The organism is Pseudoflavitalea rhizosphaerae, from assembly GCF_003991355.1.
Classification (GTDB): domain Bacteria; phylum Bacteroidota; class Bacteroidia; order Chitinophagales; family Chitinophagaceae; genus Pseudobacter; species Pseudobacter rhizosphaerae.
This window is the reverse complement of record NZ_RCSU01000007.1, coordinates 156,067-171,125: the sequence shown is the minus strand read 5'-3', so window position 1 is coordinate 171,125 and position 15,059 is coordinate 156,067. Positions and strand designations below refer to the sequence as shown.

The following is a 15,059-nucleotide window of genomic DNA, read 5'->3' as shown; positions in this document are numbered from 1 at the left end:
CATTATTGCCCTAAATATGGACAAATGTAAATCTAAACGTGCTGCACATGACAACTTTACGACCTATTTTTTTGTGATAGATATCAATAAAGCTGGCAAAAATATCAGGTTAGTCAGTGTTGCCAACACAAGGGTAAGAGAAGTTAACCACCCCAATGCTTTGGTGCCGCCAAAATCACTTATGCAAAAAATTATGAATCCGGCGATGAGAACCATGGATGTATATATGATACTAATCCCTGTTTTATGGATCGTATCGATCACAATTTCATGAGAGGTCTTTTTGCTGAGTTGCAATTCCTGTTTATAATTTACCAAGAATCGTATAGTGATATCTATCGCAATACCGAGTGCCACGCTGAAAACAAGTACTGTAGAAGGTTTGATGGCAACACCAGCCCAGCCCATTACACCGGCTGTTATGATCAGTGGGATCACATTCGGCACCAGGGAACAGAACAGGATGCGGAATGAGCGGAAGAGGTAAAGCATACAAAGGGCAATCAATCCGAAGGCCCAGAGAATACTTTCTTTCAGTCCGTTGATGATAAAGGCGCTTCCTTCGAGGAAGGTAACAGAGGTTCCGGTGAACTGAATATTGTATTTGGCAGTGTCGAAGATCTGTTTGCTGCGCCGGTTGAGAGAATCGATGATCTCAGGCAGTCTCTTCGTTCCAACGTCGGCCATATTCACGCTGATGCGTGCACGCTGCCTGGTGCTGTCCATAAACGAACGAACGATGCGGGTGAAATTGTTCTGCTTTGCAGTAGAGTCATCACCTTTGCTGCCGAGATACTGGGCCAGGAATGCTATATCGAAAGAATTGGGAAGACCATAGCTGGCGCTGTCTCCATTATAATATGCCTGCCGCGCAAACTTCAATCCTTCCACGATCGATAATGGCCTTGCCATTTCGGACTGTGATGTGATGAACTGGCTGAGGCTGTCGATCTTCTCGAAATGCGCGAGGGGATTTATCCGAAGGCCATTCTTTCTTTTCGTATCCACCACAATCTCCAGCGGCATTACGCCTTTGAAATGATGTTCGAAGAATTTAAGGTCAGTGTAGATCTTATCGGTCTTCGGCAGGTCATCTACAATAAAGCCTTCTGTGCGCAGCTTGAAGATACCAGCTACTGCAACGATCAGTACGATACCGGTAACGATATAGATCTGCTTCTGATGGTGCAGGCTCCATACTTCCAGTTTCTGCAGGATGGTGTGCAGCCATTTGTTATCGAGGTATTTCGTATGCCTGGGTTTGGGAGAAGGCAGGAAGCTCAGCACAGCAGGGATCAGGATGATGGAGATGAAGAACAGCGCCATGATATTGATACCAGCCACAATGCCGAATTCTTTCAGGATCTCGCTCCTGGTCAATCCGAATACTGCAAATCCAATGGCTGCAGCGATATTACAGAAGAGAGTAACCACACCCATCCGCTCGATCATCATGTGTAATGCAGCGAACTTTCTTTCTTTGGTCCCCAATGAAGGATCTGCATCATTATAAGCCGTGTGGTATTTATTGAGGAAGTAAATACAATTGGGAATGCCGATCACTACTATCAATGGCGATATCAATGCAGTAAGCAGTGATATCTTATAACCAAACCATTCGAGTGTACCGAGGCTCCAGACAACGCCGATGATCACTACAGCCAGTGAGAGCGTCATGGCAGAGATGCTTCTGAAGAAAAGGAGAAGAATGATAGCAGAGAGCACGATTGATCCCAGCAGGAACCATTGCATTTCACTGGCCACTTTGGTGGCCATATTGGTGCGTATCAGCGGCAGGCCGCTGTAATGCATTTCAACGCCGTACTTTTTTCCGAAAGCTTCGCCGGCAGCTACGATATCCGCTACCACTTCATTGCGGGCTTTTGAATTCAGTATATCCTTATTGATACGGATACCCATCATACAGGTACTGGTAACGGGATTGTACAGCAGTCCCTGGTAAAAAGGCAGGCTGAGAAAAATTGCAGAACAACTATCCAGTTCATGCTGGCTTAATGCACGGTCCGGGAACACCACACTGGCATTGAGTTTTTCTGATGCGGAATCCCTCTTCAAATTGGCGGCGCCGGGAATACTGAGCACATCTTCCACCGCTTTTACCTGGCGGATATTTTTAACGAGGGCAGCATAATCGTTATAGAATTTCTCCTGGAAAAGATCCTTTGTCTGGATCCCGATCACCATCAGGTTACCATCTTCTCCAAACAGTTTCCGGAATTCCTGGTATTCCTGGTACTTGGGATTATCTGTAGGGATAGCCCTGGTGAATTCATAGCTCAATTGAACTTTGGAAGCATGATATGCCATCAGAGCTGTAGCCAATACTAAAAGAACGAGTAAAATCCACCGGAATTTCAGCACAATCCTGGCAATGGTTCCCCACATAGAAAAGATTTTAATGAGCAAATAACTGTAGGCGAGGCAAAGAAAGCCAATTTGCGCAAGTTGACAAAGATTTGTATTCTGTTGTATTTTTGGTGATGCCGAACCGGAAATCCTTTTTGCTTCCCCTTTTTGTTTTGCTGCATGCCATTAGTTCCGCCCAGCTCCAGCCGGTTGGGCAGTGGAGGGACCACCTTCCTTATCATCAGGCCATTGCTGTATCACAGCAGCAGTCGATCATCTGGTGCGCCACGCCATTCAGCATTTTTTCTGTTGATCCTTCAGACAATTCCATCGAGCGTTTCAGCCGTATCAGCGGACTTTCGGAAACGGGCATCGGCGCCATCGGTGCAGATCCGGATGGTAACAAACTGGTGATCGCCTATTCCAACAGTAACGTAGATGTGCTATTGCAGAACACTGTGCACAATATCGACGCCATTAAAAATTCCACCATCAGCGGCAACAAGACCATCAACCATATCTACGTGCAACAGCAACGCGCCCTGCTTAGTACCGGCCTGGGCATCATCCTGCTCAACCTGGACAAATATGAAGTCAGCGATACCTGGATCATTGGCAGCAATGGCAACAAGACCGCAGTATATAACACTGTTGCAGATGCGCAATTCTATTACGCAGCAACTGAAGACGGATTGAAACGTGCACCAGTAAACGCAAATAACCTGGCCGACTATCGCAACTGGGAAATGCTTTCAGGAATGGATGGATTACCCGCCGGCAGTGCAAGATCAGTAGTGTTATCAGGCGATCAAATATTCGTCCAATGGAATAACCAGATATTTACCCGACAGAATACCAGTTGGATTTCTTTTTATAACGATGGCTGGGAGATCAGGGAATTAAGAACTTCCGGCAACAGACTACTGCTCACTCAACAAAATGGTCCGCAGTCAAGAGTGATAAGCATCACCAATGCAGGGGTTGTTGAGAGTATCATTCAACATCCTGTATTCACTGCTGCCCCAAGGCAGGCTATCTGGTTTCAACAACAATACTGGATCGCCGATGCCGGCAGCGGATTAAGCGCCACCGATGGCGCCGGTAACTTTGAATCCTTCGTTCCGGGCTCCCCTGCTGCTGTTGCAAACGGACAAATGCAGGTACTCGACAATACACTCTGGGTTGCCGCAGGAAGCGTAACACCCAACTGGGAACCAGCCAATAACCGCAATGGCCTCTATCGCTTCCGGGATAACAACTGGACAAACATGAATACCGCCACAGCCAGCTTACCCGATAGCATAAACGATATTGTCAGCGTTGCCATCGATCCTACTGATCAATCCATCTGGGCAGGATCTTTCGACGATGGCCTCCTGCATATCCAGGAAGGCAAACCGCTCACAGTATTCAAACAGAACTCAGCCATCCAGCCTGCCTATTTTTCAACAAACAGTTATCGCGTGAGCGGCCTCCAATTTGATGCAGGCGGCAATCTTTGGATCAGCAACTACGGTTCACCGGGAGAACTGGTAGTAAGAAAACCCGATGGAAATTTCAAATCCTTCACCATTCCTTTTCCTGTTTCGGAAAATGCAGTGGCGCAACTCATAGCAGATGATTACAACCAGGTGTGGATGGTCTCGCCCAAAGGCAATGGCCTTTATGTTTTCTCCTACGGCAATTCCATCGACAATCCTTCCGATGATCAGTGGAAATGGTATCGCAGCGGAGCAGGTAACGGCAATCTGCCCGACAACAATGTTAACTGTATTGCCAAAGATCAGAGTGGCTTTATCTGGATTGGCACAAATCGTGGCATCGGTATCGTACAATGCCCGCAGGACGCCAACAGCAACACTGGCTGTGAAGCTATTCTTCCAGTGGTGCAATCGGACAATTTCGCGGGCTATCTTTTCCGCGATGAGCAGGTACAATGCATTGCCGTGGATGGAGCCGACCGCAAATGGATCGGTACTAAAAATGGCGTCTGGCTGATCAGTGCAGATGGCGGGAAAACCCTGTATCGATTCCACACGGGCAACAGTCCTTTAGTTGATAACGATGTGCAACAGATTGCCGCCAACGGCTTAACCGGAGAGATCTTCTTCTCCACCCCCAAAGGAATCTGCTCTTTCCGCAGCACAGCAACAGAAGGAGGCCCCACCAGTCAAAACCTGCTGGTATTTCCAAATCCAGTGCCTCCGGGTTATAATGGAACCATCGCTATCAGGGGCCTGGCGAACAATGCCATCGTGAAAATCACGGAAACCGATGGCAGGCTCGTGTACCAGACCCGGGCCTTAGGTGGACAAGCCGTCTGGAATGGCAGGCATTATAACGGTAGTAAAGTTTCTTCAGGAATATATCTCGTTCTGGTTACCGATGAAAACAAAAAGGAACAAACAGCCGCAAAAATTGTATTCATCAAATAACCCAACATGACCATTCACCATACAAAAGGAATTGTGCTGCGTACGGTCAAGTACGGAGAAACCAGTGTGATAGTAACGATCTACACGGAGCTTTTCGGTATTCAATCCTATATCGTGAATGGGGTGCGCAGTTCCTCTAAGAAAGGAGGCGGTAAAGCGAATATGTTCCAGCCCGCCGCCATCCTGGACATGCAGGTGTATCACAATGAACTGAAGAACCTGCAACGCATCAGGGAATTCAGGTGGGCCTTCATTTACCAGCATATTTTTTTCGATGTGGTGAAGAATGCAGCAGCGCTCTTCATGGTGGAACTATTGCAGAAAACATTGAAGCAACCAGAATCCAACCCGGACCTTTATCATTTTATCGAAGATGCTTTCCTGCACCTCGATGAAGCCAAAGGACAGGCCATCGCCAATTTCCCTTTATTCTTTGCCTTACACCTCGCCACCATCTACGGCTTCAGGCTGAATGACGATTACACGGAACATACACCCTACCTGGATCTGCAGGAAGGCGAATTCACAGCAGAACATCCCGTACATCCGCATTTTTTGGGTATGCCTTACAGTTATATCACTTCACAATTGCTGAAAGTGATGCAACCACAGGAACTTAATGAAATCCCGCTCAACCAGGAAACAAGAAGAATATTATTGCAGGGATATCAGACTTTTTACGCATTGCATGTGCCTGATTTTGGGACACTGAAAACGTTGCCGGTATTGCAGGAAGTGTTATCGTGATATACTTACTCAGAGTGCACAGCAAGAGTAATTACATGATTCTTTTTGCCGTAGCTTTTCCAATTCCATCCTCTGTATTTTCAATCAACACCAAACCCGGCTGTTTCCCTTTTTCAAAACTACCGATCTGCGCTTCAAAACCCAGCGCCTTCGCGCCATTGAGCGTGGCCCATTGCAGCAACTCTGCAATGGGAATACCCGGAAACTCAGCAGCAACAGTTTTCATTTCTTCGAGTATACTTAACTGTTGATTTGAGGAAAGACTATCCGTTCCCAAAACAATATTAAGCTCCTGCCTGCGCAGCAATTCAATATCAGGCAGACCATTACCGATATACAGATTGGCATTGGGGCATAGACAAAAGAACAGTGCAGGTAAGGCCTCCTCCTTCATCCATTGCAGATCCGACGCTTCGGTATATACATCGTGCACCAGGATCATTTGGTGTTGCTGACCAAATGGAGGCAGTATCAGTTTCGGGCTACTCAATCCTGTGGGCTGATAAAATGAAAGATCGATGCCGAGAAAATCATAGAGCCTGCGCATCTCGCCCGATCCGTTTTTCAGGAACTGCGTTTCGGCGATGCTTTCCTGGTTGTGGATCGACAGGTATCGGTTTCCCTGAAAATCCGCTATGAGTTGCAGCAGCGCCGGAGAAACAGAATAGGGGGCATGGGGAACGATGGAATTCCTGCCGGGCATTGCTGCTTCGAACTGATCGAAAACTGATTTCGCAAAAGCAAATCGTTGCGGAGCGGTGGCGGGAATAAAGCCCATGGTTTCGATAAAATTCCTGTACACCAGTCTTCCCCTGGTTTTGGCTGCGATGGTATCCGGAGTATTGCAGATATCGCCCACCGCTACAATGCCATTTTCCCACATTGCCGTTTCAGCCTGGGCGATCGCCGCCTGCACTTCTTCCTGCGGAAAATGCCTTTGCTTCATCACGCCCAGCAGAAAATCCACCATGCCGCTTCCCGGCTGAATGCGGCCTTTCATATGGCTGAGCTCCAGGTGGCAATGGGCATTCACGAATCCCGGGCAGAGAATGCCGCTCAGTTCCTGCACGCCTTCGCCCGCTTCGCTGGCCGGAACAATGGCTTCTGTAACACCCCGCCCGGTGGTGATCAGTACCTCGCCGCCTGAAAGCAGGCTGGTCCCTGTAAATAATTGGTCTGCTTTGAACTTTCTGTAAGCCATAGAAACGGTGAAATCGATTAACTTTGCCATCCTTTCAACCGGAGGAAAGTAATTCCGGGCGTAAAAATACTGTAAACATGCTAGACAAATTAGAAGCGATCACAGCGCGGTTTGAAGACCTGGGAGTGGCATTGACCAATCCTGAGATCGTTGGAAACAACCGGAAATTCATGGAACTCAGCAAGGAATACCGGAGCCTGGAAAAGATCGTTCAGGCCCATAAGGACTATGTAAGCCTGCTGAATGACGTGAACAGCTATCGCGGCGCCCTGAATGGCGACGATGCGGAACTCCGCGAACTCGCCAAGGAAGAACTCCCAGCCCTGGAAGAACAAAAGGAAAAAATGGAAGCACATATCCGTCAGCTGCTGATCCCGAAAGATCCACAGGACGAAAAGAATGTGATCCTCGAGATCCGCGCAGGAACGGGAGGCGACGAAGCCAGTCTTTTTGCCGGCGACCTCCTCCGCATGTATCTCCGCTATTGTGAAAAGCGTGGTTACAAAACTGCTGTACTCAGCGAAACGGAAGGCACCGTTGGTGGCTACAAGGAAGTCCAGGTTGAAGTAACAGGTGATGATGTTTATGGCACCCTCAAATTTGAATCAGGCGTTCACCGCGTACAACGCGTTCCCGATACTGAAGCCTCCGGGCGCGTACATACTTCAGCCGCTACAGTGGCAGTAATGCCTGAGGCAGAAGAAGTAGATGTGGAAGTAAAGGAAAGCGATGTGAAAATGGAAACTGCAAGAAGCGGCGGCGCTGGCGGACAGAACGTAAACAAAGTAGAAACCAAGGTAATCCTCACGCACCTTCCCACCGGCACTGTAGTAATGTGCCAGACCGAGCGTACACAGCTCGGCAACCGCGAAAAAGCCATGCAAATGCTTCGTACCAGGCTTTATGAAGAACAGGTACGCAAGCAGGAAGATGAAATTGCACGTCATCGTAAGAGCCTTGTAAGTACGGGTGACCGCAGTGCAAAAATCCGCACTTACAATTATCCGCAGGGACGTGTTACCGATCATCGTATAGGCATGACCGTTTATAACCTCGATGATGTTTTAACGGGAAATATCCAGGAATTCATTGATGCTCTTCAGTTTGCAGAGAATGCTGAAAAACTCACCAAACAGAACTAAGCAGATCAGGAAAAGTTAAACTTCGGTTACTGGTAATAGTTGGTACTGAAACAGCAGCCTGTCATGGCATTTCTTCCTTTTCCGGAAGACAAGCTGGCAGGCTATGCGGCACCGTTATCAGGTTTAATATATTTTTAATCGTAGCGCTATATTTAGTTCATATAAAACCTGTATTGCAGGTCCATTTTAGTATGAATGGATTGTTAACATTTTGAAAAAATGGATTCAAAATGTGGAAATACGGCTTACTCTTGGTTCCTTTGTGATGTCAAAAGAAAACGCTCTTTGCAAATCCGGAAAAGTGAAAGTCAGAAAACAGGGTTAACCCTTCTTTAACGGGTTGGGTTATACTAATGGCACTGGATTTGCGTTATACTGGTTGTAGTTCTTTTGTAAGACTCACAAAATAAAGCAGTCAATTTTCTCATAAGCAGTTAGTTTTGGTTACGGCCCCTGTATCTACAGGGGCCAATTTTTTTTGTGTACTAATTGCCTGAGTTGATTCTCAATAATTTAAAATAGGAATACGCATAAGCGGCAGCTCCTCCCGCCGCATCGGCTGCAATATCTCCCGGATCAAAGCTCCTGTCGGGCACCAGATAATACTGGATCACTTCCAGCAAGGCTCCGTAGAAAACGGCGCTGAGGAAAACAAGCCAAAATCCTTTCTTGAGTCTTTCTGTGGAATATTTTTTACAGGACAGGTAAATATTCCACAAGCCGGAGAAAACGGCAAAAAGCAGGAAATGGACCAGCTTGTCGAAATGTGGGATCACAGGCCCGTCCAGGTCTGGAATGGAGGAGCCGGGAATGCAAAGCAGAACCAGGATCGTAAACGTCCAGGCGATGGGGGTCAGAACAGATTCAAACATTCTTTTCACTTGCAAAAATTTGAGCTTCAGTAGAACGCTGCTTGGATAACAATGTTACTGAATGCCTGAACATAAAAAAAGATTCCCGGAGGAATCTTTTCTGAATATCGTTGTGGTGATTTCAGCGAGCCCGCTATAACGGGGCTTTTGTTTTACCCAGCGACTGCATCTTCTCAAGCGTTGGCGAAGGATTGCCTCCCCGCTTCTCGATTGTGATGGCAAAAGCCTCAGCTTTTTGGGTGTTGTTCATTTTCAGGATGAGCTTTTCCTGTTCGGCATCGAACACACCGAGATCTTTGGGTTTACCATCGATCAGTGCCCAGAGCTGGTACTGCTGATCTGTTGGCAGTTTAGGCATGTTCTTCACCACCAGGTACACGCTGCTGTTGATGGAGTCCCAGTAAACGTTGGCGGAAGAACGCGGAGCGATCTTTGTTCCTTCCATGCTTACAACGGTTACATTGGAATCTTTGAAAACCTTTTGTTCTGCGATGATCTGTTGGAGGATAGCATCAGTTGAATCTGCTTTCTTCTGCAATTCAACATTGGCTTGTTTCAGGGATTCATTTTGAGAATGAAACTGATAAGCAAAATAGGCGGCAACAATCAGTAGAATTACCGATGCTACAGCCAGCCAGTTGGTTCGCCGTACGGGTCTGTTGGCATTTTCCATAGTGATTACATTTGTTGGTTTGGTTTGATTATGAGAAGTGGTTAGAGTTGCTTCCATCAAACTTTGCCTTAACCCAACAGGAAGAACAATAGTGGAGGAGTGTTGCATATAGATGTCCTCCAGCTTTGCCTCAAATGCGTCACGGGCAGCCGCCAGCTCAGGATAGCGGGTGCAGAGTTCTTCGAACTCTTCCCTTTCCTTTTGGCCTGCCAGCCCGAGTACCACCATTTCGACGATACCGCTTGATATGTATTCCTGTATGTTCACTTTAGTATTCCCCGTAATTGAATCAACGCATTCCTGATGCGTGTTTTTACCGTTCCTAACGGCATATTTTGTATTGCTGCTATTTCTTCGTGTGTATACCCTTTATAATAAGCCAGGTCGATCAGTACCCGCTGATCTTCCTTCAACTGACCCAGCACTTTCCTGAATCCAATATTATCTACATTGAGTTGCGCAGTCTGCCCGTTGAGCTGCTCATCAACGGAGCCCGGCATCGGTTGGTTTTTCCTGTCGTTTTGATAGGTCCTGGAACGTAATGTATCTATTGAAGCATTTCTGGCGATATTCAGCATCCAGGTGAATAGTCTGCCCTTCGTCTGATCATAACTGTCAATCTTTCGCCAGATATTGATGAAAACTTCCTGAAGAACGTCATTGGCCAATTCCACATCTCCGCTCAGGATCTGAACTATGATGCTGTACAATGCACCGGAGTAATTATCATAGAGGTAACCAAAAGCCTTATTATCCCTGAGTTTTAGCAAGGATACCAGTTGTGGTTCAGTGTATGTTTGTGTGGTGGCCAAATGTTAGTTTAACCCAAGCGTGGCCCAATATAATAAAAAAAGAGTGGATATGCAAACCACTCTTTCATATACGTTAAGTATGGAATTCCGGATTTATTCGCCAACCAGCTTTGCGTATGCGGCTGCATCCATCAGGGCATCTACATCGGCTGTATTGCTTACGGTCATTTTGATCATCCAGCCATCACCATAAGGATCGGTGTTCACCAGGTCTGGGCTGCCATCCAGCTCAGCATTCAGCTCATTGATGGTTCCTGCCACAGGCAGAAAAAGATCAGATACTGTTTTCACAGCTTCTACCGTTCCAAACACTTCTTCAGCACTGAGAGCTTTGCCCACAGTGGGAACGTCCACATACACAATGTCACCCAGTTCACGCTGAGCGAATTCAGTTATACCAATGGTAGCTACATTTCCTTCCAGAAGAATCCATTCGTGATCTTTGGTATAGCGGAGGTTATCAGGAAAATTCATGACGTAAGTTTTAGTGCTGCAAAGATTAAGAAAAGCAATCTATTTCCCATAAAATTTCCAGCCGGTAACAAAATCTTTTTTAAGCTGCTGCTTTGTGAGTATCGCTCTTACCATTTCTACCGGCATTCCGTTCTCACGCAAAACAGCATCATGAAATTCCCGGAAGCTCATCTTTCCTGTATCCACCAATTCCTTTTTGAGGGCATAAAACTGCTGTCCGCCCACCATATAGGCCAGTTGGTACAATGGTCCATAGCCGCCGGTAAAGCTTCTTCTCACTTCACCTGCAGCATTGGCGCGTTCGTGGTTCACACGTTCTACCAGGAAATCGATGCATTGCTGCGGCGTCCAGTTGCCGAGATGATAATTGAGGGAAAAGATGATCCGCGCACAGCGATGCATTCGCCAGAACAGCATCCCCACACGGTCTTCGGCACTTCGGGGGAATTTCAGGTCCCAGAGTATGAATTCCTGGTAAAGCGCCCAGCCTTCCGTCCAGAAAGGTGTGTCAAATTCACGGTAAGCCTTAAAACGGTTGCCCATGAAGCGTTGCAGGTGATGACCGGCAATCAGTTCATGGTGTACTACAGCACGGGAGAAATGTGGATTATTGCCGCGCATGCTCATGAGCTTGTCATCTTCCTCCATCGTATTGGTGGGATAAGCGATCAGGATCGTTTCGCCGCCCAGGAAAAATGGGCTGATCAGTTGCTGCTGCGGGCTCATCATGGTCATGCGCCAGGTTTCCTCCGCAATGGGAGGTATCGTTACCAGGTTATTCTTTTTCAGGAAATCGATCGATTCATTGTACAATCGGAGGATCAGTTCCGGCTGCTTACCCTCAGGCACATACGAATTCTTCACTTTCTCCATCGCCTTTTTCCAATTATCCCCAAAACCCATCTCCCTGCTGGCTTTCAGCATCTCTTTATCGCACCAGGCGAATTCCTTATTGGCCATTTCGATGAGTTCTTCCGGCGTATAAGGGATCATTTCGAACTGTAACTGGCGTATCAGTTCTTCGCGGCCAATGGGCTTTCCGATGATACCGCTGCCATCATCTTTTTGGGTGGTGGTGACCTTTCCTTTCGATTTCAATTGTCCGGCATATATATTTAACAGGCTGTCTGTGGTCCTGTACGGCTTTTCCACCCACCAGCTGAATTTGGGATCATAGCCATAGTAGAAATCGAAAACTGATTTAAGCGCCTGCTGCAATCCGCGGACCACTGCCGAAGCCATTTCCGCCTGCGGCATATCTAATTCAGGTTCCTGCTTCAATGCAAGCATTTTTTTCCGGATCTCTTGCTGCCAGGTATGCATATCGGCCGCCAGTTTTTTACTATCCGGCGAAAGTCCGCGCCGGCGCTGTTTTTCCAGCTCATATACCGGAGGAGCGAAAGGAAAGAACTTCTTTACCTGTTCATACCCCTTTGCCTCCGCATCCAGCAACCTGAGCTGATTATCGATATTCCTTTTGAAAAGGATATAGTCTACTTTGGAACCGGTGGAAAGCTGATCGAATGGAACTGATTCCAGTTGCAGCAAATAATCCTGCTGGAATTTAATGAGGCGTTCCCTTCTCTCCGGTGAGAATGGAACGGTATAGAAGCGGGTGAGACTACCCCTGTCTGCCTGGTATTGCACCATAAGGTTATTTACCTCGCTGGTCTGCTGCAGCAGGTTTTCTTCTTTTTTCGATTGGGCCATACCGTTATGGCATAGAAATAAGGCGATAGCGCCTGTGATCAAACAGGGCATCATTCGGTTCCGGTATTGTCGCATATCGTGCGGAAATTTATTTTCTCTTTACCAGCCGGGCCCTGATGATGCGCACATCCGTCAGGGGCCTGTCGCCACCCATTCTGCCACTGGTGGGCACTGCGGCGATGCTGTCAATCACACTAAGTCCGCTTACCGCTTCTCCGAACACGGTGTAGTTCAGGTCCAGGTGTGGCGTACCCCCCAGTGTCTTGTACACTTCACGGTGTGCAGCTGGGAGTTTGCGTCTGAGGCGCATATTCTCCACGGAGTCCAGTCCGGCTTCTGTGAACACTTTCCCTTGAACGAGGTAGAACTGGGAGCCGCTGCTTGCTTTCAATGGATTCACGTCATCACCGGTACGTGCAGCCGCAATTACTCCTTTTTTATGGAAGAGGGAAGCCCTGAATTCTGCCGGGACCGTGTAACCGGGACCGCCATTACCGAGCTCTGCTCCGGCTTTTGCCTGTTTGCTGTCCGGGTCTCCGGCCTGTACCATAAACTGATTGATCACCCGGTGGAAGAGGATGCTATCGAAATATTTTTTCTGAACAAGCCTGATGAAATTGTCCCTGTGCAGGGGTGTTGAATCGGAAAGCCTGATGATGATAGTGCCCTTGCTGGTTACAAGTTCCACATCTTTTTGAAGATCGTGTACACGGAGGCCATTGGAGAGGCGGGGATTACAGGCGGCGAAAGTAAGCAGCAGGGCTGCAAGTGCAAGCAGTCGGTTCATGGTATTAATGGGATCAGTATTTTTAAAATCCAACCCGGTCGAAATACAACAGGATATGGTCTTTGAGGAAATTCTCCTGTTCGATCATATTCATCACGGGCAGGCTCTTGAGTTGTTTGTAGTGCGGCCAACCGTCCCTGTCAGTTCCTTCCAGTTCGTAATAACCACTTTGGGCCATGAGAGCACATACGGCAATATGCATCAGGTCCTGCTTCTGTTCTTTCGTGAACTTCGGCTTTACGCCCAATTCCTGGATGCCGATAAGGAAAAGGATGGTTTCCATATCGGGCTTCTTCCCAAATCTTTCCACCAGCTTCGCTTCCAGCGTCCACCAGCGCGTCATCAGATCGTCCTGTGCATTCATAGCTGCAAAGATAGGCAGGAATTCCGAAGGGAGCTTTACACGGATTGCATTCAATAATTTTTGATATGAATCTGACAAAGACAGGCAGGCGGGGCCAGAAATCTACGGTACAGGAATTATCTTTGTTGCAAATCATTTGAATAATGCTACAGATTCCATTTATCAGACAGCACACAGAACAGGTAAAAGAGCGCTTGGCCGTTAAAAATTTCCAGGAGCTGTCGCTGGTTGACGAGATCATAGCATTGGATGATGAACGCAGGAAACTTCAGCTGGAATTCGATACAACCCAGGCAAAGGTGAACAGCGCATCCAAGGAGATCGGACAATTAATGGCGAAAGGTCAGAAAGAAGAAGCGGAAGCCCTCAAACTATCCGTTCCTTCGCTGAAACAAAGCCTGCAGCCGATCTCGGAGCAACTCACGGCCGTGGAGAAGCAGCTGGAAGCAACTATAGTGAAGCTCCCTAACCTCCCATCCGCCTATGTTCCAAAGGGAAGAACTCCCGAAGACAATGTGGTAGTGCGCGAAGGCGGCTCCAAACCCACTCTGGTCAACAATGCCGTACCCCACTGGGACCTGGCTAAAAAATACAAACTGATCGATTTCGAACTGGGTAATAAGATCACCGGTAGCGGATTTCCCGTGTACACCGGCAAGGGTGCCCGCCTCCAGCGCGCATTGATCCAGTATTTCCTGGACTACAATACCGCCGCGGGTTATACCGAGATCATCCCCCCTTTTGTAGTGAATGAAGCATCTGCTTTCGGTACCGGTCAGTTGCCGGACAAGGAAGGACAAATGTATTATGTGAACGAAGACCAGTTCTACCTGATACCCACATCCGAAGTTCCCATCACCAATATCTATCGCGATGAACTGGTGAAGGAAAGCGAACTCCCCATTAAAATGACCGGCTACTCTCCCTGCTTCCGCCGGGAAGCAGGGAGCTATGGCAAAGATGTACGCGGACTGAACCGCCTGCATCAGTTCGAGAAAGTGGAGATCGTACAGATCGTACATCCCGATACCAGCTATGCAGTGCTGGAAGAAATGGTGCTGCATGTAGAATTACTATTGCAATCCCTCAAATTGCCTTACCGCATTCTCAATCTCTGCGGCGGTGATATGGGTTTCGCATCAGCACAGACCTACGACTTTGAAGTGTATTCAGCCGCACAGGAGAAATGGTTGGAAGTAAGCTCTGTGTCTAACTTTGAAGCGTATCAGACCAACCGCTTGAAAGCAAGGTTCAAAGACAGCAATGGAAAGAACCACCTGGCGCATTCACTCAATGGAAGCTCTCTTGCTTTACCGAGGATCCTCGCCTGTTTGCTGGAGAACAACCAAACAGAGAATGGAATCGATTTACCGGAAGTGCTGCATCAGTATCTCGGTTTTAAATCGATTTAACTATTTCAGTTAATATTTTTCAAAAGCGAGGGTGTCTCAAAAGTAATTGAGGCACCCTTTCTG

At 47.6% G+C, this 15,059-nt stretch carries 13 protein-coding genes; 4 read left to right on the top strand and 9 right to left on the bottom strand.

What is annotated here, in order from left to right:
* Positions 1-63: 63 nt before the first annotated feature.
* A complete protein-coding gene (locus tag D9Y29_RS13965) occupies positions 64-2,406 on the bottom strand; it encodes an efflux RND transporter permease subunit (RefSeq protein WP_127129151.1) in 2,343 nt (780 codons plus the stop codon).
* Between the two features lie 116 nt (positions 2,407-2,522).
* Here D9Y29_RS13965 and porZ point away from each other — a divergent pair, with 116 nt between their 5' ends.
* Positions 2,523-4,802 carry a type IX secretion system anionic LPS delivery protein PorZ gene (porZ, locus tag D9Y29_RS13960; protein WP_164735406.1) on the top strand — a complete coding sequence of 760 codons (2,280 nt, stop codon included), beginning with the start codon at positions 2,523-2,525 and terminating at the stop codon, positions 4,800-4,802.
* Positions 4,803-4,808: 6 nt separating this feature from the next.
* Positions 4,809-5,549 (top strand): DNA repair protein RecO, encoded by a 741-nt coding sequence (gene recO, locus D9Y29_RS13955; protein ID WP_127129147.1) that lies wholly within the window; start codon positions 4,809-4,811, stop codon positions 5,547-5,549.
* A 31-nt stretch (positions 5,550-5,580) separates the two neighbouring features.
* Here the strand turns inward: recO and D9Y29_RS13950 are convergent, their stop codons facing one another.
* Entirely contained in the window at positions 5,581-6,750 is a 1,170-nt protein-coding gene (locus tag D9Y29_RS13950) for an amidohydrolase family protein (protein WP_164735405.1), read from the bottom strand.
* 77 nt (positions 6,751-6,827) lie between these two features.
* Between D9Y29_RS13950 and prfA the strand changes: the two genes are divergently transcribed.
* Positions 6,828-7,892 carry a peptide chain release factor 1 gene (gene prfA / locus D9Y29_RS13945; RefSeq protein WP_127129143.1) on the top strand — a complete coding sequence of 355 codons (1,065 nt, stop codon included), beginning with the start codon at positions 6,828-6,830 and terminating at the stop codon, positions 7,890-7,892.
* 485 nt (positions 7,893-8,377) lie between these two features.
* Here prfA and D9Y29_RS13940 read toward each other — a convergent pair whose 3' ends face one another.
* From D9Y29_RS13940 to D9Y29_RS13910, 7 genes are all read right to left on the bottom strand, one after another.
* Positions 8,378-8,764, bottom strand: a complete 387-nt coding sequence (locus D9Y29_RS13940) for a VanZ family protein (RefSeq protein WP_241237945.1) — start codon at positions 8,762-8,764, stop codon at positions 8,378-8,380.
* Between the two features lie 133 nt (positions 8,765-8,897).
* A complete protein-coding gene (locus tag D9Y29_RS13935; RefSeq protein WP_127129139.1) occupies positions 8,898-9,704 on the bottom strand; it encodes an anti-sigma factor in 807 nt (268 codons plus the stop codon).
* Positions 9,701-10,207: an RNA polymerase sigma factor gene (locus tag D9Y29_RS13930; RefSeq protein ID WP_241237934.1), complete on the bottom strand. Its 507-nt coding sequence runs from the start codon at positions 10,205-10,207 to the stop codon at positions 9,701-9,703. The genes D9Y29_RS13935 and D9Y29_RS13930 overlap by 4 nt, the downstream gene beginning before the upstream one ends.
* Before the next feature lie 135 nt (positions 10,208-10,342).
* Positions 10,343-10,723: a glycine cleavage system protein GcvH gene (gene gcvH, locus D9Y29_RS13925; RefSeq protein ID WP_127129135.1), complete on the bottom strand. Its 381-nt coding sequence runs from the start codon at positions 10,721-10,723 to the stop codon at positions 10,343-10,345.
* Between the two features lie 39 nt (positions 10,724-10,762).
* Positions 10,763-12,508: a DUF885 family protein gene (locus D9Y29_RS13920; RefSeq protein ID WP_241237933.1), complete on the bottom strand. Its 1,746-nt coding sequence runs from the start codon at positions 12,506-12,508 to the stop codon at positions 10,763-10,765.
* A 13-nt stretch (positions 12,509-12,521) separates the two neighbouring features.
* Positions 12,522-13,220 (bottom strand): peptidylprolyl isomerase, encoded by a 699-nt coding sequence (locus D9Y29_RS13915; protein WP_127129133.1) that lies wholly within the window; start codon positions 13,218-13,220, stop codon positions 12,522-12,524.
* A 22-nt stretch (positions 13,221-13,242) separates the two neighbouring features.
* Complete coding sequence (locus D9Y29_RS13910; RefSeq protein WP_241237932.1) at positions 13,243-13,638, bottom strand: hypothetical protein; 396 nt, start codon at positions 13,636-13,638, stop codon at positions 13,243-13,245.
* Positions 13,639-13,727: 89 nt separating this feature from the next.
* Between D9Y29_RS13910 and serS the strand changes: the two genes are divergently transcribed.
* A complete protein-coding gene (gene serS, locus D9Y29_RS13905; protein WP_127129130.1) occupies positions 13,728-14,996 on the top strand; it encodes a serine--tRNA ligase in 1,269 nt (422 codons plus the stop codon).
* Positions 14,997-15,059: the final 63 nt, after the last annotated feature.

What these genes read in the sequence shown, in the direction of transcription:
- D9Y29_RS13965 (WP_127129151.1), bottom strand. Translation starts at nt 2,406, where the DNA reads ATGTGGGGAACCATTGCCAGGATTGTGCTGAAATTCCGGTGGATTTTA.
- recO (WP_127129147.1), top strand. Translation starts at nt 4,809, where the DNA reads ATGACCATTCACCATACAAAAGGAATTGTGCTGCGTACGGTCAAGTAC.
- D9Y29_RS13950 (WP_164735405.1), bottom strand. Translation starts at nt 6,750, where the DNA reads ATGGCTTACAGAAAGTTCAAAGCAGACCAATTATTTACAGGGACCAGC.
- prfA (WP_127129143.1), top strand. Translation starts at nt 6,828, where the DNA reads ATGCTAGACAAATTAGAAGCGATCACAGCGCGGTTTGAAGACCTGGGA.
- D9Y29_RS13940 (WP_241237945.1), bottom strand. Translation starts at nt 8,764, where the DNA reads ATGTTTGAATCTGTTCTGACCCCCATCGCCTGGACGTTTACGATCCTG.
- gcvH (WP_127129135.1), bottom strand. Translation starts at nt 10,723, where the DNA reads ATGAATTTTCCTGATAACCTCCGCTATACCAAAGATCACGAATGGATT.
- D9Y29_RS13920 (WP_241237933.1), bottom strand. Translation starts at nt 12,508, where the DNA reads ATGCGACAATACCGGAACCGAATGATGCCCTGTTTGATCACAGGCGCT.
- D9Y29_RS13915 (WP_127129133.1), bottom strand. Translation starts at nt 13,220, where the DNA reads ATGAACCGACTGCTTGCACTTGCAGCCCTGCTGCTTACTTTCGCCGCC.
- serS (WP_127129130.1), top strand. Translation starts at nt 13,728, where the DNA reads ATGCTACAGATTCCATTTATCAGACAGCACACAGAACAGGTAAAAGAG.